Below are 23,661 nucleotides of genomic sequence, written 5' to 3' on the forward strand. Positions count from 1 at the left end.
ACTGGGATTTGGGAACGCCAACCCGACAGGGAGGGGAAAATGACGAGAACCCGTAAACCGGGCGTAAGTCGGCGCGCGACTCTCGCGCTGATGGGGGCCGGTGCGATGACTTTCGCTGCGCCATGGGCTGCGCGCGCGCAAGCCAAGACCATCAAGATCGGCATGCCGACCATTCTGTCGGGCCGCGTCGCGCAACTCGGAACCTCGTCGCGCAACGCCGTGATGCTGGAGGTCGAGAAGGTCAATGCCGGCGGCGGCCTTGCCGGCCGTCAGATCGAGATGGTGATCCGCGATTCCAAGGGGCAGCCGCAGGAGGCGGCCCGTATCGCGCGCGAACTCGTCAACACCGACGGCTGCGAGATGCTGCTTGATGGCGAGGCGTCATCGGGATCGTTTGCGGTTCACGAGGTGGCGCGCGATCTCGGCGTGCTCTGCATCCACACCTGCTCCGAAGCCTCGTCGCTGACCGCCGATCCCAAGCAGCACATTCCCAACGCGTTCCGCTGCGTCCGGCAGGGCATTCACGACTCGATCGTCGGCGCCAGCTATGCGGCGAAGATCGCCAAGGCGAAGGGCCTGAAGAAGTGGGCGACCTGTTCGCCGGACTATGCCTATGGCCGCGACACCACCGGCGAGTTCACGCTGTATCTGAAGAAGTTCGCGCCAGATGTCGAAATCATCAGCGAGTCCTGGCCAAAGCTGTTCCAGCCCGACTATACCGAGGTGGTGACCAAGATCCTGCAGGCGAAGCCGCAGGCGCTCTATTCATGCCTGTGGGGCGGTGATCTCACCTCCTATATCGACCAGGCCAACATCTACGCGATGTTCAATCAGATGGAGGTGTTCGCGGTCAACATGGCCGACTACACCGCGCTCACCGTGGTGAAGAACCTCCCGAAGGGCATCCACTCCGGCGACCGCTACATCAAGACATTTCCGGCGACACCGGAGAATGCGGCCTGGGGCGATGCCTACAAGGCGAAGTACAACGAATATCCCACCAATTGGTCCTGGCAGAACGCCACGGCGGTCATGTTCCTCAGCGAGGCCGTCAAGAAGGCCAATTCGACCGACGGCAAGAAGGTTGCGGAGGCGTTGACCGGATTGACCATCAAGTGCCCGTTCGGTGCCGATGGCACCGTCACCATGCGCGCCGACGACCATACGCTGGTTGGCTACGCGATCGGGTGGGGCACCACGATCTCGCAGGAGCCTTACGTGCCTGACGTGCAGGCCGGTGACTGGAAGACCATCTTCGAACTCGAAGCCGAGTGGAAGAAGAGCAAGGGTTACACCTGATCCGCATGGACGGCGGAGGCCGCGATCAGCTGTCTCCGCCGGCCATCTGACGTTTGTCGCGCGCCGAAATTGCGGCGCGCCGTAATGGATGATTGCCCGTGGACCTCGACGCGCTCGCCGGCTGTCTCACCAGTCCCGCCTGCCTGGTGACGCAAACCACCAGCGGCTTGATCATCGGGATGTTGCTGTTCCTCGTCGCCGTCGGGCTGACCCTGATCTTTGGCGTGCTCAAGGTCGTCAATTTCAGCCACGGCGCCTTCTACATGTTCGGTGCCTATTTCGCGATGACCGCCTATCAGCTCACGGACAGCTTTGCCCTGGCGATGCTGTGCGGCGCAGCGGGCACTGCGATCCTTGGCCTGGTCTTCGAGCGCGCGTTCATGAGCCGAGTCTACGGCGCCGACGTCCTGATGCAGCTTCTCGTTTGCTACGCGTTCGTGCTGATCTTCGACGATGTGGTGCGCATGATCTGGGGGCCGGAATTCAGGTCGATGGGTATGCCGGCCGCGTTCCAGGTGCCGCCGCTGTTCATCGCGGGTGGCGTGGTGCCACCATACTATCTGCTGCTGATCGGCGTGGCGCTGGCCGTTGCGCTTGTTCTTGGACTGGGACTGGCGCGCACGAGGATCGGCAAGGTGATCCGTGCGGCCGCGCATAATCCAGGGATGGTCTCCGCCCTCGGCATCAACACCGGTCTGATCTATGGCGGCGTATTTGCGCTCGGCGGCATGCTGGCGGGGCTGGCCGGAGCGCTAGCTGCTCCAGTGCGTTCACTGACGCCGGGTATGGGGTTCTCGGTCCTGATCGAGTCCTTCATCGTCACCGTGATCGGCGGCATGGGCTCGATCCTGGGCGCGCTGATCGGAGCGCTCCTGATTGGCCTGATACGTTCATTCGGCTCACTCGGCTTTCCGCTGTTCACCGAGGGGCTGATGTATCTCTTCATGGTGATCGTGCTGGTGGCGCGTCCGACCGGCCTGTTCGGCAAGGAGGTCGCATGACCGAATTGCAGGCCGGCGAGGGCGCGCAGACCCTCAAGGTGCCCCGTATCGACGCCAGGCCGCAGCGCTATCGCGATGTCCTGATCGCGCTCGCCGCCTTTGTCGTGCTGGCACTTCTGCCTGCGTTCTTCGGCAGCAAGCAATTGCTCGATTTCATCATCCGTTGTGCGGCATATGGCCTGTTTGCGACGTCGCTCAACCTGCTGGTCGGCTATACCGGGATGATCTCGTTCGGCCATGGCATGTTCTTCGGCCTTGGCGCCTACGGCTTTGGCCTGATGATGCAGAAGACCGGTGTGCCGGTCCCGGTGGCCTTCGCTGCCACGCTGGCCATCACCTGCGTCATTGCGGCGATCATCGGCGCGATCTGCGTGCGGTTGAAGGACATCTACTTCGCCTTCGTCACGCTGGCGTTCCAGATGCTGATCCACTCGACCATCCTGTCGTGGCAGTCGCTAACCGGTGGCGACCAGGGATTGCGCGGCGGCATTCCGCGGCCGCCGTTTCTCGGCATCGACCTGTCGAACCATCTGCATCTCTACATCGCGAGCTGTGCGCTGCTGGTGATCGGGCTGTTGCTGATGCGCCAGGTCGCGCAGTCGCCGTTCGGCTATACGCTGCGGATGATCCGCGACAATGCCACGCGGGCGAGCTTCATCGGCATCGATGTCTGGCGCGCCAAGCTCGTGATCTTCGTGCTTGCGGCGCTGTTCGCATCGACCGGCGGCATGATCATGGCGCTGTTCGTGTCCGGCGCCTATCCCGAGTTCGCCTACTGGACGATCTCGGGCGATGCCATCTTCATCAACATGCTCGGCGGCGTCACCACGTTTCTTGGGCCGATGGTCGGCACCATGCTGTTCCTGATCCTGAACGATACCGTCACGCGCCTGACCGAGTACCACGGCATCGTGCTCGGCATCGTGATCCTGTTCTTTGCCATCGGTCTGCGGAAGGGCCTGATGGATTTCGTCGTCGAATGGGTCGTCCAACGTCGCGAAAAAGCCGGGGAGCGCACGCTATGAGCAAAGGACGTATCAGCGTCGTCACCGGCGGCGCGAGCGGTATCGGGGCGGCCTGCGTGCGCGAGTTGGCCGCATCGGGCGATCGGGTCGTGGTCGTCGACCGCGACATGGCCAGGGCGGAAGCCGTGGCCGCCGAGTTCGGCGGCAGGGCTTATGCCGCCGACGTCGGCGATGAAACTGGTGTCGAGGCCTGCGCTGCTGCGATCGAGCGCGAATGCGGCCCTGTGGATGTGCTGGTCAACAGCGCCGGGATCATCCAGGTGCCGGTACGACCGCACGATCTGCCGATGTCCTCCTGGGATGACGTCGTGCGCGTCGATCAGCGCGGCACCTATGTTGCCTGCGTCGCCTTTGCCCGGCAGATGATCGCGCGCAAGCACGGCAGCATCGTCAATATCGCCTCGATCGCCGGCATGCGGTCGATGCCGCTGCACGCCTATGCGCCGGCCAAAGCCGCGGTGATCGCCATCACCGAATGCCTGGCGGCCGAGTGGGGTCCATCAGGTATCCGCGTCAATGCCGTGTCGCCCGGGTACACGCTGACGCCGGCGTTGAAGAATGCCATTGATCGCGGCGAGCGGGATGTCTCCGCATTGGCCGCAAACGCTGCGTTGCGCCGCCTGGTCGACCCTGCCGAGATCGGCCGCGTGGTTGCGTTCCTGGCCTCCGACGCGGCGTCCGCCATGACCGGCGCCAATGTGCCGGTGGATTGCGGCTGGCTCGTCGCCACATCGTGGAACAGCTATGGCGGGTTGCGGGAGGCGAACGGCTAGTCATGCTGGAGATCCGCGCCCTCTCGAAATCCTTTGGCGGCGTCAAGGCGACCGACAACGTGTCGCTTGATTTTGCCGACGGTTCGCTGACCGCCGTGATCGGTCCGAACGGGGCCGGCAAGAGCACGTTCTTCAACCTGATCACGGGGGCGTTGAAGCCGGACGCCGGCGAGATCTTGCTCAACGGCGTCGACATGGCGGGCCGGACGCCGCCGGAGATCGTGCGCCATGGCATCGGCCGCGCCTTCCAGGTCGCGAGCATCTTCCCGTCGCTGACCGTGGAGGAGACGATGCTGGCCGCGGTCTGCGCCGATCAGCGCCGCGCCAGCGTATTGCATCGCCGCTTTCCGCTGGCTGAGACGCGCGACCGCGCCGAGCATGCCATGGAGCTGCTGGGCCTTGCCAACAAGCGCAGCAGGACTGCGGCGACATTGTCGCACGGCGACCAGAAGTTGCTCGACATTGCGTTGGCGCTGGTGCTCGAGCCCAAGGTGTTGCTGCTGGATGAGCCGACGGCCGGCATGGGCACCGAAGAGCGCTGGCGCATGATCGACAAGGTGCAAGAGCTCTGGGAGACGCAGAAGATAACCGTCGTGTTCATCGAGCATGACATGGATATCGTGTTCAAGATCGCGCCGCAGATCGTCGTTCTTTGTTATGGCCGGATCCTGGCGACCGGTACGCCGGAGGCGATCCGCAAGAACGATGCCGTCATCGAAGCCTATCTCGGCAGCGAAGACCATGCGGGAGCCGTCACATGAGCACGCAGCCGGTGGTGCAGGTCGAGGACCTCGACGTCTACTATGGCACCAGCCAGATCCTGTTCGGCGTCGGCCTGTCGGTGCGGCAGGGCGAGACCATGGCGCTGCTCGGCCGCAACGGTGCCGGCAAGTCGACGACCATGAAGGCGATCATGGGTCTGGCGCCCGCGCGCCGCGGCAGGGTGACCTTGCGGGGCAGCGCCGTGTCCGGGATGAAGCCGCATCATATCGCGCGGGCCGGGCTCGGCTTCGTGCCTGAGGACCGGCAGATCTTCCCCGAGCACACCGTCGAGGACAATCTCGTCATCGGCCAGAAGAAGGGGCCGAACGGCGAGGACGAATGGTCGATCCGCCGCGTCTACGATGTATTTCCGCTGCTGGAGCCGCTACAGCAGCGGATCGCCGGACGGCTGTCGGGCGGCGAGCAGCAGATGCTGGCGATCGCCCGCACCCTGATGGGCAATCCGGCGTTGCTCCTGCTGGATGAACCTAGCGAGGGACTGGCGCCGATCATCGTGCAGCGCATCGGTGAGCTGTTGCGGCAGCTCCGCCGCACCGGGGCTACCATATTGATCGCCGAGCAGAACATGCATTTTTGCCTTGGCCTTGCGAGCCACGCGACGGTTATCGACAAGGGACAGATCGTCTACACATCCTCCATCGAAGAGCTGAAAGCCAACGACAACATCCGGCAGCGCTATCTGGCGCTGTAGGGCTCTTCGAAAGCTGTGGGAGGACGAATGGCGGGCAAGTTAACGCCGACGCACGAGGCGCCGTATCGGGGCCTGAAGGTGCTCGATTTCGGGCAAGGCATTGCCTCGCCCTATTGCGCGATGCTGCTCGGGGTCTATGGAGCCGAGGTCATCAAGGTCGAGCCGCCCGAAGGCGACTGGTCGCGCTATCTCGGGACGACCTACGGCAATCACACGACCCTGTCGGCTGTCTATAACCGCGGCAAGCGCAGCCTGTGTCTTGACATGAAGCACAAGGACGGGATTGCGATCGCCCAGCGGCTGGCCAAAGAGGCCGATGTTCTGATTGAGGGATTCCGGCCCGGTGTCGCCGAACGGCTCGGGCTTGGTTACGACAGCCTGTCGCGCGACAATCCGGGTCTGGTCTATTTGTCTGTCAGCGGCTTCGGGCAGAGCGGGCCGTATTCAAAGCGACCCGGCTCGGATTCCGTCGCGCAGGCCTTTTCCGGGCTGGTCTCGATCAATGTCGGCACCGATGGCGTTCCACACCGGGTCGGCACCACAATTTCCGATATCGTGACCGGCGTGTATGCGTTCCAGGCCATTGCCACGACACTGTTCGCGAGGGCGACGGTCGGCACCGGCCGCTGGATCGACGTCAATCTCTGCCAGGCGACGTCGGCCTTGCTCGGGCACAAGGTCGCCGAGTTCATTCTCGAAGGCGGTGCGCCGCGCGCGCTCAACGTGCCGGCCGGCACCTACCAGACCCAGGATGGCTGGATGATGGTGACGCTGGTGAACGAGCCGCAGTACAAGCGTCTATGTGCTGCGATCGGCCGCGACGACCTCGCTAGCGATCCACGCTTCGCCGATTTCGCCCGGCGTGCCGATTCGGCCGATGCCTTGATCACTCAGCTGCGCGAAGTCTTCCTCGCCCAGCCGACCGACGCCTGGCTGACGCGGCTGCATGCCGCCGACATCATCGCGGAACGGATACTCAATCCCGGCGAATGGCTGCGTAACGCTCATGTCGAGGCGACCAAGGCGGCCGTCCGTCAGGATACGCCCGGTGTCGGAGCGGTCTATGCGCCACGCACGCCGGGGATCGCGAGCCTGTCCGAGGATCACCTCTGTCCGGCGCCGGACGTTGGACAGGACAGCCGGGCCGTGCTCGCCGAGGCCGGGTTTGGTCCCGCCGAGATCGATGAGTTGCTACAGTCCGGCGCTGTGCGGCAGGCCAAGGGATAGCGGGGAGAATATCATGAGCACAGACCTTATTCGTTACGCGGTCGCCGACCACATCGCGGAGATCACGCTGGATCGTGCCCCGGTCAACGCGCTCAGCATACCCTTGATCGACGCCCTGCTGGCGGCGCTGGCGAAAGCCCGCGACGACGATGCGGTGCGCGCGGTCGTCATCCACAGCGCTCACAAGGTGTTTTGCGCCGGCCTTGATCTCGACATCGTCAGGGGCAAGCCCGCGATCGAGACCAAGACATTCCTCGAGCGTCTCTATTTCGCGCTGAACGACACCCAATATCGCATGGGCAAGCCGACCATTGCGGCGGTCGACGGCGCGGTTCGGGCCGGCGGCATGACGATCGCGATTTCCTGCGACATGATCATCGCGGGCGATGCCTCCACCTTTGGCTACCCCGAGATCGATGTCGGGCTGATCCCGGCGATCCACTTCGTGCAGCTGCCCCGGCTGGTCGGGAAACACCAGGCATTCGGGCCGCTGTTCCTCGGCGAGTCCTTTGATGCGGCGACGGCCTTCCGCATGGGCTTGCTCAGCGAGGTCGTGCCGAAGGGTACGGCGCTCGACCGGGCCCGCGAGATCGCGCGGAAGTTGGCTACGAAGTCGTCCATCGTGATGAAGATCGGCCGCGATGCCTTCATGCGCGCGGTCGATGCCGATTTCCGTAGGTCGGTCGAGAACGCGGCCGAAAGCTTCGTGGTGGTCGCGTCGACGGAAGACTGTCAGGAAGGACTCAATGCATTCGTTGAGAAACGGACGCCCAACTACAAGGGACGATAATGGCTGGATTGTATTTTGACGAGTTCGAGGTCGGGCGGGAATTCCATCACGAGTTCAGCCGGACCGTGACCGAGATGGACAACACCATGTTCAGCCTGCTGACCATGAACCCGCAGCCGCTGCATCTCGACGCGCATTTTTCCGAGAAGACCGAGTTTGGCCAGCGGCTGTTCAACAGCCTCTACACGCTCGGCATCATGATCGGCATGAGCGTGTACGACACGACGCTCGGAACCACGGTCGGCAATCTCGGCATGACCGACGTCAAGTTCCCAAAGCCCGTCTTCCATGGCGATACGCTGAAGGCGCATACCAAGATCATCAGTAAGCGCGCCAGCAAGTCGCGGCCGACCCAGGGGCTGGTCGAGTTCGAGCACACCATGACCAATCAGCGCGGCGAGGTGGTCGCAAGCTGCCGCCGCACCGGCCTGATGCACTGCAAACCGAAGGCGTAAGGCGATGCGATCGTTCCTGTTCGTTCCCGGTGACAGCACCCGGAAATACGAAAGCGCGAAGAAGACCGCGGCCGATGCACTGATCCTCGACCTCGAGGATTCCATTGCGCCGGACCAGAAGGTGGTTGCGCGCGGTATCACGCGGCAAATGCTCAACGAGCGAAGCCCGACCCAGAAACTCTACATCCGCGTCAACGCTCTCGACACGGATATGACGCTCGGTGACCTGGCCGCCGTGATGCCAGGAAAGCCTGATGGCATCGTCCTGCCGAAATGTGCCGGTGCCGCCGACGTCAACAAGCTCGCGCTCTATCTCGATGCGTTTGAAGCTGCCTTCGGGATCGAGCATGGAACCACGCGGATCGTGACTGTCGCGACCGAGACAGCGCGGGCGGTGCTCAAGATCCTCGATTTCGAGAACATGAGTCCGCGGCTGTGGGGCATGATGTGGGGTGCGGAAGATCTCGCAGCTTCCTTGGGCGCCACGCGCAACCGCACCGATGGCCGCTACCATTCGCCGTTCATTCTGGCCCGCGATCTCTGCCTGCTTGGCGCAACAGCCGCGGGCGTCGTGGCGATCGATACCATCGCGACCGACATCAACGATCTCGATGCGTTGAAAGCCGAGGCGATCACCGCACGCCAGGACGGGTTTCAGGCCAAGGTCGTGATCCATCCCAAGCACGTCGATATCGTCAACGCGGCGTTCATGCCGACGGATGAGGAGGTCGCGTGGGCGCAACGCGTTGTGGCCGTGTTTGCGGGCAATCCGTCCGGCGTCGCCAAGATGGACGGCAAGATGCTGGACAAGCCGCATCTTCGCGCGGCCGAGAAGATTTTGGCGGCGCGCGGACGGTAGTCAGTTCTCGGGCATGACCAACGCGCCATCGGCGACGAGGGAGACAATCTCTGCCTCGGCAAGCCCGGCCTCGCGCAGGACCTCTTCGCCGTGTTCGCCCAGCCGCGGCGGGTAGCTCCGGATCGACGGCGGCGTCTTGCTCCAGGTCGCGGCGGGGCCGGCGACCCGTAGCGTTCCTTCCGTCGGGTGCTCCAGCGACTGTATCAGGCCGACGGCTGCCAGATGCGGATCGTCGATCAGGCTGTCCAGATCATGCAGCGGCGCGTGCGGAATGTCCGCTTCCGCGAAGAAGCTCATCCATTCGGCGGTCGTGCGGGTCTTCATCATCTGCGAGAACCAGTCGTAGACGAAATCGTAGTTTCGGGTTCGCGCCGAAATGCTGTTGAGGCGCGGATCGCGGTCGGCTCCGTTCGCAAGCCCGATCTTGGTGAAGAACGCGTTCCATTGCTTGTCGGAATAAACCAGGGCGCAGATATAGCCGTTGCTGGTCTGGTAGGGGCGTCGGTCGGGCGACAGCAGCCGGGAATAGCCCGGCGGTCCGATCGGCGGCTCGAAGCTGCGGCCGGCCATGTGATCGCCGAGCACGAATTGCGCCATGGTTTCGAACATCGGGATCTCGATGGCCTGGCCTTCGCCGGTCCGCTCGCGGTGAAACAGCGCCGCGAGGATGGCGTGGACCGCGTTCAGGCCGACAATGCGGTCGGCCATTGTCGCCGGCGAGTAGCGCGGCTCACCGGTGATCGTGCCCGTTAGCGCGGGCAGGGCGGTCAGCCCCTGGATCAGGTCGTCATAGGCCGGACGGCCGGCATAGGGGCCGGTTTCGCCGAAGCCGTGCAGGCTGGCGTAAATGAGCTTTGAGTTGACGGCGAGCAGGTCGTCGGCCCCGAGCTTCAACCGCGCCATCGCCGCGGGACGGACATTGTGGACGAACACGTCGGCGCTTGAGGCGAGCCGCAGCAACGCCGTGCGCCCGCCCGCCTTCTTCAGGTCCAGCACGATCGAACGCTTGTTGCGGTTGCCCTGCAGGTACATCGCGCCCATCGCCGGATGGCGCATCGGGGCCGCATGGCGCATGACGTCGCCGTCGGGGCTTTCGACCTTGATCACGTCGGCGCCGTAGTCGCCAAGGATCATGGTCGCATAGGGTCCCATCATCACACTGGTAAGGTCGATGATCCTGACGCCGGCAAGCGGACCTGCCGGCGGGGATGGCGTCTCTTTGGTCGGCGTTCCGCTCAATGGGTTGCGGCCAACGCTTCGGTGAAGGCTTTGAAGACCTCGGTGCCGGGTTTGCCTCGCTTGTCGACGTCCTTCACCCAATCCAGTGCGACGGACTTGAAGGCGGTGTCGAACACGGTCTTGTCGTCGGCGCCGAAGGTGATGACCTTCATGCCCTGCGATTTGATCTTGTCGGTCGCGGCCTTCTCGCCGTCTTCGAAGCGCTTGCAAGCCTCACGCGTGGTCTGCTCGCCGGCCTCGACCAGGGCCTTGCGGACGTTCTCCGGCAGCGATTTGAATTTTGCCTCGCCCATCGAATAGGTGAATATCGCGGTGCCGAAGTTCAGCCCCTCGGTGCCGGATTTCAGGATCTTGCCGAAGTCGTAGGACGCCGAGCTCTGGTAGGAGAAGATCAGCCCGTCGAGCGTGCCGCGCGTCAAGGACTCATAGATTTCGGGAGCTGCCATCCGCACCGGTACGCCGCCGATCGAACGCATCATCAAATCCATGGCGCCACCGGTGGTGCGGATCTTCAGCCCTTCGAGATCCTTTGCGGTCTTGATCTCCCGGCTGGTCGCCAGCTGGACCTGATAGGCCGGCAGCGCCAGCGTCACCAGCGGGCGAAGCTGATTGGGAGCGAATTCCTTGGTCTCCAGGACGCCGCCATTGTGCGAAATCTTGTAGAAGGCGAGCGATCCCTGGCATTCGCTGTCAAAAATACCGGGCAACTCGGCGACGGCCGTCAGCGGAAATTTGTCCGACGAGTAAGACGGCACGATGTAGGAGACGTCAGCGACGCCGAGCGCGGTGAGCTGAGCCATATCCTTGGCCTTGCCGAGCTGCTCCGACGGGAAGTGCTGGAACGTGACCTGGCCGTTGGTCAGTTTTGTCACCAGCTCAGAAAACGGCCTGCCGACGAGTTCGTGGATGACGTGACCGGACGGCAGGCTGTCGGCGAGGCGGAGCGTGATCTTCTCTTGCGCCAGGACCGATGACGCGGATGTCGCCAGCAACGCTGCGCCAACGCCGGCGGGTATGAGCAATTGGGAATAGAACTTCATTATTAATCTCCCAGCAGATGGCCGTCTCGACCGACGGCTTCTTCAACGTTGCATATGGTTCGGCAGCCAGAGGATGATGTCCGGAAATGCCACGAAAATTGCGATTGCGAACAGGTGCGCGATAAAATGCGGGAATGTGCCGTGGAAGACTTCACCAACGGGACGCCCGGCATAGCGCGCCACGATGAAGCAGTTCAGCCCAATCGGCGGCGTGATCATCCCAACCTCCGCGGTGACGATCTTGATGACGCCGAACCAGATCGGATCGAAGCCGAGCGACTTGATCAGCGGCAGCACGATCGGAACCGTCAGCACCAGGATCGCAATCTGATCCATGAACGAGCCGAGCACGATGTAGCCGCACAGGATCAGCGCGATGATAACCCAGCGCGAGACGTCGAGGGCGCCGACCCAGCTGACAATGTTCTGCGTGACCTGGGTGAGCGTGAAGAAGTAGCCGAAAATATGCGCGCACATGATGATCAACACGATCATGCAGGTGCCCTGTGCCGCGTGCCGTAGCGTCACATAGAGTGACGTCATGTTGATCTTGCGCTTCCAGCAGGCGAGGCAGAACGCACCGAAAGCGCCGAAAGCTGACGCTTCCGTCGGAGTCGCGATCCCGAGATAGATGGTGCCGGTCACGATCGTGAACAGGATCACCATCGGGCTGACCTGCCACAACAGGCTGAAGCGCTCAGACCATGACACCGCCGATACCGTCGGCGCGCGCGAGGGATCCAGCCATACCAGGAGATAGATCGTCGACATGATGATGATAGTGACGAAGATCGCCGGGATGATGCCGCTGATCAGCAGCTTTCCGATATTCACCTCGGCAAGCAGGCCGAAGATGACAAGCGCCACCGAGGTCGGCAGCAGCATGGCGAGCGTGCCCGAGATTGCAACGACGCCGGCGGCCATTTTCGGCTCGTAGCCCTGGCGGATCATCGCGGGCAGGCTGGTCGAGGCGAGCGTTGCGGCCGATGCGGTGCTGGTGCCGCAGATCGAGCCGAACCCGGCGCCGGCTAGCGCAGTCGCCATGCCGAGACCGCCGGGGATACGTCCGACCCAGGCCGCCGCCGTCTTGAATAGATCGTCGGCGACGCCAGACAGCAGCACCAGGTCGGCCATCAAGAGGAACATCGGGATCGTGATCAATTCATAGGAGGTGACGGCCGACAGCGGCGTCGTCTGCAGCACGCCGAGCAGGATCGGCAGGCCGCCGGTCAGATAGAGGCCGAGCCCGCCGGAGAACGCCATTGCAAACGCCACCGGCGTTCCGATCGCAAGCAGGACAAACAGCAGCGCAAGGACAAACGTGGGGATCATTCGAAACCTCCGGCGGCCTTCTCCGAATGACCCGAGATCGCCGGCAGCGGCAGCAGGTTCTCGCCCGTCAAAAGGCTCGCGGTGTTGGCAATGAGATGAACGGCGAGCCGCAGTGCCAGAATCCCAGCCCCGATCGGGACGAACGCCGCGGACGCCCAGGTCGGCCAGGGAATCGCGCCGGCCATCACGTCGCCAGATACGTAATTGTCGAGCGCCCGCTGATAGCCGAGCCAGGTGATCGGAATGAAGATGGCGAGGCCGACAAGGTTGGAGATGATGACGCAGACGCGCTGAATGATCGCCGAGAAGCGCGGCAGCAGGATATCGACGCTGATATGCCCATTCACCGCGTAAGTGCCGGACAAGGAGAGGAAGAAGACGCCGGCCATGATGTAAAGCGAGATCAGGTCGTAAGCCCAGGAGAACGGCCGGTTGAAGACGTAACGCATCACGACATCGGAGAAGACGATGATCATGATCGCGAACATGAATGCGGCGGCGACAGCCGAGGTCACCTTCTCGATGGCGGTCAAAGCCTTCAGGCTTGCCTTGATCACATTTGGCTCCGTCGCGTTACTTGGCGGGTACAGCGGCGACGGCAGCGCTGAATTCTTTCAGGGCGTCGCTGCCATGCTTGCCGCGGGCATCGAGTCCGTCGGCCCACGCCTTGCCGACGCCCTTGGTCAAATCCGTGAGCTTGGCGACCGCATCGGGCTGCAAGGTCTCGAAGTGGACGCCTGCGGTCTCCATCGACTTCATGGTCTCGCTATCCGCTTTCTGAATCTCCTTGCAGGCAGAGGGCAGGATATCCTCGGCCGCATCGACCATCGCCTTCTGGATCTCGGGCGAAAGCTTCTTCCACGCGCTCTCGCTGATCGAGTAGGCGACCACGAAGCTTGCGAAGCCGAAGCCGTCGGTGGAATATTTCACGAGCTTGTCTGCGCCATAGGCGACGACACTCTCGAGCGGAAACAGCAGGCCATCCATCGTGCCGCGCGACAATGATTCATAGGCGTCGGGCGCTGCCATGCGCACCGGCACCGCACCGATGGCGCGCAAGGTGAGATCCTGCGCGCCGCCGGTCGAGCGGAGCTTCAATCCATTGAGATCTGCGACGTCCTTCACCGGGTGCTTCACGGTCAGGATGCGATAGGGCGGCAGGCTCACCGCGAGCAACAGGCGGATGCCGTTTGCGGTATAATCTTGCTCCGCAATCACGCCACTCCGCGCGGCCTTCCAGTAGGCCAGCGTGCCCTGGCAGGAGTGCTCGAACGCGCCCGGCAGCATCGCAACTTCGGAGACCGGCATCTTGTCGGACACATAGGCGGGCGCGACGTAGCCGATATCGGCCACGCCGGTCTGCGTCAGCTTCAGCATGTCGGCAGCCTTGCCGAGTTGCTGCGCCGGATAATGTTCGAACGTCACTGCATTATTGGTGCGCTTCTGGACCTGCTCCATCCAGGGCTCGAGCACGAGCTTGACGAGGTAGTGGCCCTTCGGAAAGGAGTCGGCCACGCGGAGCTTGATCGGATCTGCTGCCGCTAGGTTGACCGATGCGATGAGGAAGCCGTAACCGACCAGCGCCCGCCGAACCCCGCCCATATTTCCTCTCCCGGAAATCTCTTATTGTTCCAAGTAGCTGCGCATAAACGAATTTGCGCGTCAAGCATGGCTCGGCTGAGCATGGCTGACGCGACAACCCGAAGGCGCGGGGGGCCATGCGCATCTAACCAGTGCCTACGAATTGACTCCGATCGGGGATCGGCGGCAAATGCCTCAAACCAATATTGCCGAGAGGAAATCACCATGGCTGACGCGCTGATCATCGATGCATGCAGGACGCCGCGAGGCATCGGCAAGGCCGGCAAGGGAGCGCTTTCGGGTATCCATCCGCAGCAGCTCGGCGCCACAGTGTTGCGGGCGCTGGCCGAGCGGACCGGCATCAACACCGCCGACGTCGATGACATCATCTGGGGCACCAGCTCGCAGCGCGGTCCGCAGAGCGGCGACCTCGGGCGGATGTCGGCGCTCGATGCCGGCTATGACGTGCGCGCCAGCGGCGTCACGCTCGATCGCTTCTGCGGTTCCGGCATCACCAGCGTCAACATGGCCGCCAACGCCATCATGGCGGGCTCCGAGGACCTCGTGATCGCCGGCGGCACGGAAATGATGTCGATGGAAGGCCGCCGCGGCGAAGGTCCGTTCATGATGGACAACGGAAATCTTCGTCTGCGCGCCCGCCATCCACAGTCGCATCAGGGCGTCTGTGCCGACGCGGTGGCGACGCTGGAAGGGATTAGCCGGCAGGACGTCGATGAACTCGGCCTTGAAAGCCAGAAGCGTGCGGCGGCGGCGATCAAGGGCGGCCATTTCGACAAGAGCCTGATTCCGGTTCATCGCGAGGACGGTTCGCTGGCGCTCGAGCGAGAGGAGTATCCGCGGCCGCAGACGACGCTGGAAGGTCTCGCGGCGCTGAAGGCGGCATTCCCCGCTATTGCCGACTACGCGCTCGACGACAAGGGTACGACCTACCGCAAGCTGATCCTGGACAAATATCCCGATCTCGACATCAATTTTGTCCACCACGCGGGCAATTCCTCAGGCGTGGTTGATGGCTCCGCTGCGATCCTGCTGGCGTCACCGGATTACGCCCGCAAGCACGGTTTGAAGCCGCGTGCCCGCGTGGTCGCGATGGCCAATATGGGTGACTCGCCGACGCTGATGCTGAACGCGCCGGTGCCGGCCGCGCGCAAAGTGCTTGCCAAGGCCGGGCTCACGCTCGACGATATCGACCTGTTCGAGATCAACGAGGCGTTTGCGGTAGTCGCCGAGAAATTCATCCGCGACCTCAAGCTCGATCGCGACAAGGTCAACGTCAATGGCGGCTCGATCGCACTCGGTCATCCGATCGGCGCGACCGGCTCGATCCTGATTGGAACGGTGCTGGACGAGCTGGAGCGGCGCGACCTCAAACGCGGCCTGGTCACGATGTGTGCCGCCGGCGGCATGGCGCCGGCGATCATCATCGAGCGGCTCTGAGCTCGTCTCTTTGTTTGAGCATGATCTTTCCGGAAAACCGGTTTCCACTTTTCCGGATCATGCTCTAGACGGCGGGAAATCGCAGCTCGAAGGCGACACCCCTGTCGGGCTGCAGAAGTCCGATAGAGCCGCCGTGGGTCACCATGACGGCTTGCGCGATCGCGAGCCCCATGCCGGTGCCGCCGGTATCGCGTCGGGTGGTGAGGAAGGCGTCGAAGATCTTGTCGCGATTGGCATCGGAGATCGGGTCGCCGTCATTGTTCACCGTCATCCTGATGGTGGCGGCTTCATCAGCCGCTTCGATCTGGACGGCTTGCGCGATCGCAAGCCCCATCAGGACCCTGCTCCGACGGCTGATTTGTAGTCCTGACGCTTCGACCAGGAGACGTAATAGGCAACGCCGGTCATGGCCACGATGCCGGCGACGCTGACGACGATCTGCATCGCCAGCGAGTTCGGGCCGGTAATCAGTAGGAAGTGCGCAGCAAAGGAGAGGAACACGCCTGAGCAGAACACAGCCAGCCACTCCTCGCCGCACTTGATGATCGGCTGTAGCGCGTAAGATCGCAGGCCTTTCCACCCCTGCGGCAGCAACAGGGTGAACAGAAACGTCAACGCCAGAAAATGCAGGATACGGTAAGGCGCGACGTTCTCCTTGTCGGTTGGCAGGAATGCGTCGGCGAATGAGCCCGGGATCATATCGGCAAGTGCCGGGATGCTGCTGCCGCAGGTCAGCATCAGGGCGAACAGCAGATACAGCAACGCCACGGCGCGTAGCGCTGGAATGGCCTGCATCGCGCGGGTCACGCGTTTGTATCGTTTGCCCATAAGTGCGAACCAGCTGCCCATCACGAACAGCAACTGCCAGCAGAAGGGGTTGAAGTACCAGCGCCCGTCCGGATATGACGCCAGATTCCAGTCGAGCACACGTGCCGCGGTATAGAGCGCCACCGATGCAGCGAGCGTCATGTTCGGCACGCGCAGCAACCCGAACAGAATGACGGGCAGGAACGCCATCAAGCCAATGAAGAGTTGCAGGACGTCGAGATTGAGCGGCTTGGCCTGCAGGAACAGGCCGTAGATCAGCGTCCGGATCGGGTGATCGATAAATCCCGTGATGTTGAACTCGCTGAAGATCTCGGGTGCTGCGGTTCGGCCCGCGACGTAGCTGATCAGGTCAACATAGACCACGAACAGCACGATATAGGCCGCATAGAGCTGCCACACGCGCTTGAAGATGCGGGTGGCCGCCACCAGGAACCCGCGTTCCAGTGTCATTCTGGCGTAGATGAGCGTTGCCGCGTAACCGCCGACGAACACGAACAGGTCGGTCGCGCCGCTAAAGCCGAAGTTGCGCAAAGTCAGCGCGCTGACCGCGTCGTGGGGGATGTGGTCCAGGAACAAAAACCAGTTAGCGATGCCAAGCAGCAGTGCGATCCGCAGATCGCCACCGCGTGCCACGATTTCGGCGTGTGTTGTCGGGTTCATTTGAAAGCAGGAGTCTGTCGGTCCGAGAAACGAATCGCTAATCTAGCGCGAACTTCCGCTCAGTCCGAACGGACTTTGCGTGGGTCATATCTAGTCTGCTTCCAATTCGGACGTAATGGCCCAACCGTGGTGAGGATCACATTTTCGAAACCACCGCGTGATCGCGCCTGCCTTCAGGCAGGCTCGTGTTTGCGCAGATCGCGGGCGTGATCGAAGGCGCCGGCCTGCAAGTCGTCGCCGGCCGAGCCGACTTCTGGCAGGCCGTGGCCTCGGCGAAGATGTCGCCCGTGATGTCCTCAACCGAAGGCTCCGCAACCTCGTGGATGAAGCTGATATTGGTATACTCTCCCGACGCGACCCGCGCGACGACCTCGCGCCGTGTCATCTCGGGATCGACGATCGCTTCACGGCCGCGGCGACCGTAGTCGATCATTACGACGAAATACTGCATGTTCGAAAGTTCGATGTGGACGGTCAGCGGCGATCATTCCGGATATTCCGAATTATGTCAAGCATAATTTCAGATAATCGGAAAATATCCGCTGACGTGACCGATTCGGGTTCATCTCGTCCGAATCGGCCCGCCCGTCCCGGTGGGACTGCTATTTCTCGGAAGACCGCCCGCCTGTCCGGGCGGCCTTGCGGTTCTTCGACGCCGTCTTGCCGCGCAACCTTTCGATCTGACCGCGCGGCAGCGTAACGTAAATCTCGCCGATCCATTCGAGCTTTACACCATTGATCGGCTTGGCGTTGAAACTCTTGAGATTGACCAGGCCTGAAGAGCTGCCACGCTCGACTGTCTTCAGATAGCGCTCGCCGCTCTTCAGGCGCACCACGGCTTCCTCGCCGTAAAAGCTCGACAGCGGATAGCGCTGCTCGCGAAACACAATAATGACGTCGCCATTCTCGTATTTCGGCAGCATCGAATCGCCCGACACCTCGAAGGCGATGGTCTCTTCCGACATGGCAAACGGAAGTTCGACGTCACCAAGGCCTTCGGGCGGCACCTGCTCGAGGTCCGGCTCGATCGAGGCGCCGGCACCGACCCGGCCCATGATGGGCACCGAGTTCAGCTCCAGGTATTCCATGATTGGGGCGATCTCCGATGCCTTAATCAACCGTATTCCCGACAGGATTTCGGATACCGCCCCGGCCCGTACCCCCATCGCCTGGGCAAGTCCGCCCTTGGATTTGCCCGTCTTTTCCAGGGCCCGTTCGATCATAGCCACGTCAAGCATCATGATTCATCCTCCTCGAATCCGACTCCTTCATAGCAGTTACGATAATCGGAAATCAAGCTTGACTTTTCCTTCGGAATATCGTAAGTGAAGTGCGGCGCCGGCGGAATGACAGAAAAACAGAGAATCTGGAATGGAAATGACGAACTGGCTGCCAGAACATTCGGCGGCGGTGCGGGATCTTCGGGTCCACGGCATGTCCTATTCGAAGATTGCTGACACGATCAACGCAAAGTTCAACACGGCCTATGCGAGATACGCGGCCCTGAGCCGGGGGCAGCGGATGGGGCTGGGGAGCCTCGATCGGCCCGCGCCGTCCCTGCCGGGGGGCGCGGACCGGCCCCAACCGTCCTCGCCGGAGCGCCCCAGCTTTCAATCCCTTCGGGAGGTTCGTGCCGGGCCGACGGCTGACGTGTTTTGCTGGCCGAAAGCCTTCTCGGAAGCCGTGGAATTGCCCAAGCTTCGCTGCGCCGAGGTGGTGCGCGCCATCTTTCGCTGGTCGAACTCGGGCCCGCGGACTGCCGGTATCCCTATGGCGGCGACAGCGAGGGCGAGGTGGTCACCTATTGTGGGCATCCGCGCCAGTCTGGGTCGAGCTATTGCACGCCCCATTTCGAGCTGAGCCGCAACCCGAAGCTGCTGGCGAGCCCGGTGCTGAGCATCGACTGGCTTCGCGCTATCGGCGCGATCTGAGGCGCTTCACCTGCTGACCATTGGACTTCGGTTCCCGATCGCAATCGCGCGGAAGCACCTGTCCGCGCGCCCTCCATCAGGCCACCAAGGAGACCATCAATGCCGCGAGCTAGACGCCGAAGACCGCATGATCCAGCCAGGGCGCACGATCGCCGGTCCCAGGATCTGCTCTATAACGCCGAGGTGGCGACGGTCGAGGTCGACGATCCTCTCGGGCTGGAGCCGGGGGAGAAAATCGTCGTACTACGCTCGATCCGAAACGATCCGCTTGGGCGGCTGCATGCGCACCGCCAGATCGACGACGCTCAGTATCGTGGCGGGCGTGCCTTCCAAGGCGACTGGGAAAGGGCCGAGCGCGGGCCGCGCGCGGTGGATACCACACGCGAATATGTCGATGGAGGTCGGCGGCGTGAGCCGATCACGGAGGGCCAACGTCAGGCGAGCCTGAGGTTGAATCGCGCACAGCATGAGCTTGGTGCGGACGGTGCCATGCTCGTGCACGACGTCCTGATCCTCGGCATGACCATGGAGCAAGTTGGGCGGAGGCGCGGACCGCCCACGCAGCGTTCTAAGGACTATTTTGCGCGGCGCTTCAGAGAATGCTTGGACCGACTGGCGCTCCTGTATGGATTTGCCACGTCGCATCCGGTTCCGGTGAAGGACCACCGGCGCTGACAATGAAGCAATGAGTTCACACGTCCATTCGCCGCGCCGTCATTTAGTCCGGCGCGGCGAATGTGTTGCAGTATTGCACCTGTAACTCTGTGGCCTGCCTCACACTTCTGATTACTATCGTGCAAGCCATTGGTTTGCTGTCCGCCCGTATCCTGCCCAAGACGGTCGACAGCGGCGCGGGCTCTCATGTAACCTCCCACTCGTGCTGAGGATCCCGTCTGCAGTTGAGCACAGTGTGATAGCCCGAAAATCACCTAAGCAATAAAGGGCGCACTCCATTCTACGATCGATTGAATGGAGGATCCGCTGTGAGAGCTGATCTGATCAATTCACCCAAGGAGAACTGACTGATGAAGCACACTGGAAATTGCTTTTGCGGCGCCGTCGAACTGCAGGTCACAGGGGATCCGGAAGCGATGGGCTACTGCCATTGCCGTTCGTGCCGTTCCTGGTCCGGGGGTCCCGTAAATGCGTTCAGCCTTTGGAAGCCCGAAGCGGTGGAGGTGACAAAGGGCGCGCAGCATATCGCGGCATTCGAGAAGACAGCGATGAGCCAGCGCAAATATTGCACCAAATGCGGTGGTCATCTGATGACCAACCATCCGACGCTCGGGCTTGTCGATGTCTTCACGGCGACGATCCCGACGCTGACCTTCACCCCTGGCGTCCACGTCAACTATGCCGAGGCGGTCCTGCCGATACGCGATGGTTTGCCGAAGCTGAAGGATTTTCCGGCTGAGTTCGGTGGCTCCGGCGAGATGATCGCCGAGTAGCCGACGATTCTCCACCAACGAAGGTCGCGTGGCGACAAGGCGTCGCCACGCGATAATCTTGTTTCCTCGCCGTCCGACATCCGGTCAAGCTGGGATCCGACGTGTTTCCGTGCAACTGAACGGCGTGGCTGCGCCGGATCCTATCGATCCGCTCGCAGTGGGGACCCGTTTGGCCGGTGACAGCCATGTCAGGCGGAAGTCCGGCCCTGCAAAATCCGGATTTGGTCTTGGTGATGCGCATCCGCTAAAAGGCGACTGCGCCGCCCAGAACGGCGACCGTCGAATTTCGCCTGACACAATAAGCAGAGGAAGCTCCCATCATGAGCGCCAGACCAGAATTGCCGGAGCGCACGCCGCGTGGAGAGGGCGTCCCGACGGCGCTCGATGGTCTCTTGGTGGTCGATTTTACCCGTGTCGTCGCAGGCCCGGCCTGTACGCAAACGCTCGCCGATTTCGGGGCCGACGTCATCAAGATCGAAAATCCGGACGGCGGTGATGACACGCGTGCCTACGAGCACGCCGAAATTGGCGGCGAAAGCGCCGCGTTCCTGAGCTTGAATCGAAACAAGCGCGGCATAGCGCTCGATTTCAACAATCCGGCTGCGCTCGACGTGGCGCGCGAGTTGATCGCGAAAGCCGATGTGGTTGTCGAGAATTTCTCCGGCGGCGTGATGAGGAAATTCGGCCTCGACTACGCGGCGGTCGCGCCGAGCAACCCGCGCCTGATCTATTGTTCGATCTCGGCCTACGGCCGCAGAGGCGATTTTGCATTGCGTCCCGGTTTCGACCCGATCACGCAAGCCGAAAGCGGTTTCATGTCGCTCAACGGCTTTCCGGATGGCGAGCCGGTGCGCACCGGTCCACCGATAGTCGATATGGCAACGGGCATGTCGGCGTGTAACGCCATCCTGCTGGCGTTGATTGCGCGTGATCGGCTTGGCCGCGGTCAGCAGGTCGAGGTCGCGCTGATCGACACGGCGGTGGCGATGACCGGATTTTATGGCATGGCCTATCTGATCAATGGCAACAATCCGGGCCGTTTCGGCAACTCGCCAAACGGGTCGCCGACCGTGGGCGTCTACCGGGCGTCCGATGGACCGCTCTACATGGCTTGCGCCAATGATCGCCTGTATCGCCGGCTTGTGACCGACGTGCTGGAGCGGCCCGATCTCGTCACCGACCCCGAATTCGCTCACCGCAAGGCACGGAGTGCCAACAAGGAGAAGCTGCGCTCCATTATTGCCTCTGTATTTGCGAGCGCCACACTCGAGTACTGGATGGCGAAGATGAAGAAGGCCAATATTCCGGTCGGTTATCTGCGCACGGTCGAAGAGGGATTCAATGCACCCGAGGTGCGCGATCGCGATCGACTCAGCAAGATCCCTCATCCCACCGCCGGCTCGGTTCCAAACATCGAGTCGCCGGTCAATATGAGTTTTACGCCGACGGTCGATCCCGTTGCCGCTCCGTTGCTTGGCCAGCACACCAAAGACGTGTTGCGCAAGATGCTCGGCTACGACGACCGGCGTATCGCGGCGTTGGCCGAGGCGGGCGCTTTCGGTAAGGCTGCAACGACCGGCTAGCGCTGCCGGGTGGACCGCCGTTCATCGCAGGGCAACCATTATCGAGCGGAGAATCATCCGCCGTTAATTCGCGCGCGCGCCGCTCCGACGTTACGGGTCGGGCGGCGCGTGCCAACGATATCTGAGCCGAAATAGGGCCGTTTCGGCACTCAGTTCGGCTTGCTGCGCAGGTTGTTCCTTGGCATACTTTCAACTTCTTCGGGCTCCGCCCGATCGATTTCGAGGCGTGCCATCCGGAGTATCAAGGTTGCGGTCGTCAGGCCGAGACGTTCGGCCTCCTGGGCTGCAGTATCGACCTTCTGGGCCAAGCCTTCACGTTTACCTGGGTATGCCATTCGTGATCCTCATTTACGGTGCGAGATGAAAAATCCCACTTATGTTGCAGAGCTGCAGAAGAAGCTCGGAGCTCCGTCGAGCGAAACAATGGAAAGCCTGCGACTGTTGAAGGCCTTCCTTCGGCTTGCGCCCGACCAGCGCGGCGAAGTGATCGAACTGGTCGAACGTTTGGCGGCTCAACCGCCGGATGATCCCTCATTGTCATGAAGGGCTTCGGGTTCCCCCTGGTTATCAATTGCTCATTGGCTTGGCAGGCGGCTGCATCGCGATCACGTAGACTGCGCCACCTTCGAGCGCCTCCGATTGATGGCGGGTGCCGGCTGGCAACAGGATGGTGTCGCCGGCGCTGACGATGCGTTCCCCGCTATCCCAGATGAAATTCAGACGGCCGCTGAGGATCATCAGAATTTCGTCCACCGGATGGGTGTGGAAGTGATGCACCTTGCCGGCGGCGTCGTGCTGCAATTCCACGGATCCCTGCGCGGGAAGCAGGTTCAGAATCGCCGGATCGATGGCGAATTCGGTCTTCGTGCCTGCGATGATCCGGGTCATGCTGCCTGCTCCTTGTTCTCGATGGATGGCGTCTTGTTCTGCGCGAGCTTGGCGAAGGGGCAGCCTCCGCCGGAGTTATTGTCGTCGTCCAGGAAGTACTGCAAATATTCGCGCCCATCGGCCGCGCCATAGCGGCCCAGCAGAGGCGAGGGGCTCGCGCTGTCGTAGGGGATGAGACGCTTGCGGACCTCGGCGAAAGCGGCGTTGGCCGCCTTCTCGGTCCCGAGGATCTTCTCGAACACCCAACGTGGCTGGAAGGTGAGCATGAAGGCACTGGATCTGCGGCTCTGCCGCATCACATGCGCAGGCGTCGTGCACACCACGAAGATCGGCTCGCCCGCGAACGAGAACTCCCACATCGGATGGTCGATCTGCTCGGGAATTTCAGCCGGCCATGGATTCTTGTCCAGGTGCGCGAGCTGGTCGAGCGTCAGCCACAGCTTGCGATAATAGGCATCGAGGGTTTGCACCGGCCGGGGCCGCGTGAATACGATCAACGAGGTGTTGGTGCCAAACGAGCGCGACTGCGACACATATTGTGCGAGCTGTTCGCCGAGCACCGCAACATCGTACGGATCAAGGAAGAGGTAGCGCAGCTGATCCTGGCGATGTCCCGCCACTCCGAATACGCAAGGAAACGGCCTTGCCTCGCTGCTCATCTGTGCTTCGAATTCGGAGAACATCACGCTTTGCCAGCTGCTCACCGGATAGTTCGACGCGACTTCGTCTCTTCTTAAAAACAAGCGCTCCATAATATCCCCTTCGCTCTC

General features: G+C 62.3%; 26 protein-coding genes and 2 pseudogenes. 16 read left to right on the forward strand and 12 right to left on the reverse strand.

The window, feature by feature from the left end:
* Positions 1–39: 39 nt before the first annotated feature.
* The 10 genes from UP10_RS39420 (at position 40) to UP10_RS39465 (ending at position 8,903) form a co-directional block, all read left to right on the forward strand.
* The gene (locus UP10_RS39420; protein ID WP_044592550.1) at positions 40–1,299 is read left to right on the forward strand and encodes an ABC transporter substrate-binding protein; all 1,260 of its coding nucleotides are present in this window, start codon (positions 40–42) and stop codon (positions 1,297–1,299) included.
* A 98-nt stretch (positions 1,300–1,397) separates the two neighbouring features.
* Positions 1,398–2,300, forward strand: a complete 903-nt coding sequence (locus UP10_RS39425) for a branched-chain amino acid ABC transporter permease (RefSeq protein ID WP_044592551.1) — start codon at positions 1,398–1,400, stop codon at positions 2,298–2,300.
* Positions 2,297–3,325 (forward strand): branched-chain amino acid ABC transporter permease, encoded by a 1,029-nt coding sequence (locus UP10_RS39430; protein ID WP_044592552.1) that lies wholly within the window; start codon positions 2,297–2,299, stop codon positions 3,323–3,325. Before UP10_RS39425 ends, UP10_RS39430 begins: the two co-directional genes overlap by 4 nt.
* Positions 3,322–4,098: an SDR family NAD(P)-dependent oxidoreductase gene (locus tag UP10_RS39435; protein ID WP_044592553.1), complete on the forward strand. Its 777-nt coding sequence runs from the start codon at positions 3,322–3,324 to the stop codon at positions 4,096–4,098. The genes UP10_RS39430 and UP10_RS39435 overlap by 4 nt, the downstream gene beginning before the upstream one ends.
* 2 nt (positions 4,099–4,100) lie before the next feature.
* On the forward strand, positions 4,101–4,859 hold the full coding sequence (locus tag UP10_RS39440) for an ABC transporter ATP-binding protein (protein ID WP_044592554.1): 759 nt from the start codon (positions 4,101–4,103) through the stop codon (positions 4,857–4,859).
* Complete coding sequence (locus tag UP10_RS39445; RefSeq protein WP_044592555.1) at positions 4,856–5,572, forward strand: ABC transporter ATP-binding protein; 717 nt, start codon at positions 4,856–4,858, stop codon at positions 5,570–5,572. Before UP10_RS39440 ends, UP10_RS39445 begins: the two co-directional genes overlap by 4 nt.
* 27 nt (positions 5,573–5,599) lie before the next feature.
* Entirely contained in the window at positions 5,600–6,799 is a 1,200-nt protein-coding gene (locus UP10_RS39450) for a CaiB/BaiF CoA transferase family protein (RefSeq protein ID WP_044592556.1), read from the forward strand.
* 13 nt (positions 6,800–6,812) lie between these two features.
* Positions 6,813–7,589, forward strand: a complete 777-nt coding sequence (locus UP10_RS39455) for an enoyl-CoA hydratase/isomerase family protein (protein ID WP_044592557.1) — start codon at positions 6,813–6,815, stop codon at positions 7,587–7,589.
* On the forward strand, positions 7,589–8,044 hold the full coding sequence (locus UP10_RS39460) for a MaoC family dehydratase (RefSeq protein ID WP_044592558.1): 456 nt from the start codon (positions 7,589–7,591) through the stop codon (positions 8,042–8,044). The genes UP10_RS39455 and UP10_RS39460 overlap by 1 nt, the downstream gene beginning before the upstream one ends.
* 4 nt (positions 8,045–8,048) lie before the next feature.
* Positions 8,049–8,903 carry an HpcH/HpaI aldolase/citrate lyase family protein gene (locus tag UP10_RS39465; RefSeq protein ID WP_044592559.1) on the forward strand — a complete coding sequence of 285 codons (855 nt, stop codon included), beginning with the start codon at positions 8,049–8,051 and terminating at the stop codon, positions 8,901–8,903.
* Here UP10_RS39465 and UP10_RS39470 read toward each other — a convergent pair whose 3' ends face one another.
* The 5 genes from UP10_RS39470 to UP10_RS39490 form a co-directional block, all read right to left on the reverse strand.
* Complete coding sequence (locus UP10_RS39470) at positions 8,904–10,058, reverse strand: CaiB/BaiF CoA transferase family protein (protein WP_044592560.1); 1,155 nt, start codon at positions 10,056–10,058, stop codon at positions 8,904–8,906.
* 80 nt (positions 10,059–10,138) lie between these two features.
* Complete coding sequence (locus tag UP10_RS39475) at positions 10,139–11,182, reverse strand: TRAP transporter substrate-binding protein (RefSeq protein WP_044592561.1); 1,044 nt, start codon at positions 11,180–11,182, stop codon at positions 10,139–10,141.
* 42 nt (positions 11,183–11,224) lie between these two features.
* Positions 11,225–12,514: a TRAP transporter large permease gene (locus UP10_RS39480; RefSeq protein ID WP_044592562.1), complete on the reverse strand. Its 1,290-nt coding sequence runs from the start codon at positions 12,512–12,514 to the stop codon at positions 11,225–11,227.
* Positions 12,511–13,071: a TRAP transporter small permease gene (locus tag UP10_RS39485; RefSeq protein ID WP_156180715.1), complete on the reverse strand. Its 561-nt coding sequence runs from the start codon at positions 13,069–13,071 to the stop codon at positions 12,511–12,513. The genes UP10_RS39480 and UP10_RS39485 overlap by 4 nt, the downstream gene beginning before the upstream one ends.
* Before the next feature lie 16 nt (positions 13,072–13,087).
* Entirely contained in the window at positions 13,088–14,116 is a 1,029-nt protein-coding gene (locus UP10_RS39490) for a TRAP transporter substrate-binding protein (RefSeq protein WP_044592563.1), read from the reverse strand.
* A 204-nt stretch (positions 14,117–14,320) separates the two neighbouring features.
* Between UP10_RS39490 and UP10_RS39495 the strand changes: the two genes are divergently transcribed.
* Complete coding sequence (locus UP10_RS39495; protein ID WP_044592564.1) at positions 14,321–15,553, forward strand: acetyl-CoA C-acetyltransferase; 1,233 nt, start codon at positions 14,321–14,323, stop codon at positions 15,551–15,553.
* A 64-nt stretch (positions 15,554–15,617) separates the two neighbouring features.
* On the opposite strand, the pseudogene UP10_RS39500 reads toward UP10_RS39495, so the two are convergent.
* The 4 genes and pseudogenes from UP10_RS39500 to UP10_RS39515 all read right to left on the reverse strand — a co-directional run.
* Positions 15,618–15,854: pseudogene (locus tag UP10_RS39500) on the reverse strand (ATP-binding protein); the annotation flags it as partial.
* Positions 15,855–15,886: 32 nt separating this feature from the next.
* Positions 15,887–17,041 carry an OpgC domain-containing protein gene (locus UP10_RS39505; protein WP_044592566.1) on the reverse strand — a complete coding sequence of 385 codons (1,155 nt, stop codon included), beginning with the start codon at positions 17,039–17,041 and terminating at the stop codon, positions 15,887–15,889.
* A gap of 173 nt (positions 17,042–17,214) precedes the next feature.
* A pseudogene (locus UP10_RS39510) lies at positions 17,215–17,492 on the reverse strand (hypothetical protein).
* A 151-nt stretch (positions 17,493–17,643) separates the two neighbouring features.
* Positions 17,644–18,279: a S24 family peptidase gene (locus UP10_RS39515; protein WP_044540340.1), complete on the reverse strand. Its 636-nt coding sequence runs from the start codon at positions 18,277–18,279 to the stop codon at positions 17,644–17,646.
* Between the two features lie 417 nt (positions 18,280–18,696).
* Here UP10_RS39515 and UP10_RS42440 point away from each other — a divergent pair, with 417 nt between their 5' ends.
* From UP10_RS42440 to UP10_RS39535, 4 genes are all read left to right on the forward strand, one after another.
* Entirely contained in the window at positions 18,697–18,972 is a 276-nt protein-coding gene (locus UP10_RS42440) for a GcrA family cell cycle regulator (RefSeq protein ID WP_050044042.1), read from the forward strand.
* A 99-nt stretch (positions 18,973–19,071) separates the two neighbouring features.
* Positions 19,072–19,647 carry a DUF6456 domain-containing protein gene (locus UP10_RS39525; RefSeq protein WP_044592567.1) on the forward strand — a complete coding sequence of 192 codons (576 nt, stop codon included), beginning with the start codon at positions 19,072–19,074 and terminating at the stop codon, positions 19,645–19,647.
* 350 nt (positions 19,648–19,997) lie between these two features.
* The gene (locus UP10_RS39530; RefSeq protein ID WP_044592568.1) at positions 19,998–20,420 is read left to right on the forward strand and encodes a GFA family protein; all 423 of its coding nucleotides are present in this window, start codon (positions 19,998–20,000) and stop codon (positions 20,418–20,420) included.
* A gap of 320 nt (positions 20,421–20,740) precedes the next feature.
* Positions 20,741–22,003, forward strand: a complete 1,263-nt coding sequence (locus tag UP10_RS39535) for a CaiB/BaiF CoA transferase family protein (protein WP_044592569.1) — start codon at positions 20,741–20,743, stop codon at positions 22,001–22,003.
* Positions 22,004–22,152: 149 nt separating this feature from the next.
* Here UP10_RS39535 and UP10_RS39540 read toward each other — a convergent pair whose 3' ends face one another.
* Positions 22,153–22,338 (reverse strand): hypothetical protein, encoded by a 186-nt coding sequence (locus UP10_RS39540; RefSeq protein WP_016847356.1) that lies wholly within the window; start codon positions 22,336–22,338, stop codon positions 22,153–22,155.
* 25 nt (positions 22,339–22,363) lie between these two features.
* Between UP10_RS39540 and UP10_RS46215 the strand changes: the two genes are divergently transcribed.
* On the forward strand, positions 22,364–22,546 hold the full coding sequence (locus UP10_RS46215) for a hypothetical protein (protein WP_044540336.1): 183 nt from the start codon (positions 22,364–22,366) through the stop codon (positions 22,544–22,546).
* Positions 22,547–22,570: 24 nt separating this feature from the next.
* Here UP10_RS46215 and UP10_RS39550 read toward each other — a convergent pair whose 3' ends face one another.
* Both UP10_RS39550 and UP10_RS39555 read right to left on the reverse strand, forming a co-directional pair.
* A complete protein-coding gene (locus tag UP10_RS39550) occupies positions 22,571–22,891 on the reverse strand; it encodes a cupin domain-containing protein (RefSeq protein ID WP_044592570.1) in 321 nt (106 codons plus the stop codon).
* Positions 22,888–23,595, reverse strand: coding sequence for a YqcI/YcgG family protein (locus tag UP10_RS39555; protein WP_245322183.1), 708 nt, complete (start codon positions 23,593–23,595; stop codon positions 22,888–22,890). The genes UP10_RS39550 and UP10_RS39555 overlap by 4 nt, the downstream gene beginning before the upstream one ends.
* Between the last annotated feature and the right edge of the window lie 66 nt (positions 23,596–23,661).

This window comes from Bradyrhizobium sp. LTSPM299, from assembly GCF_000938235.1.
Classification (GTDB): domain Bacteria; phylum Pseudomonadota; class Alphaproteobacteria; order Rhizobiales; family Xanthobacteraceae; genus Bradyrhizobium.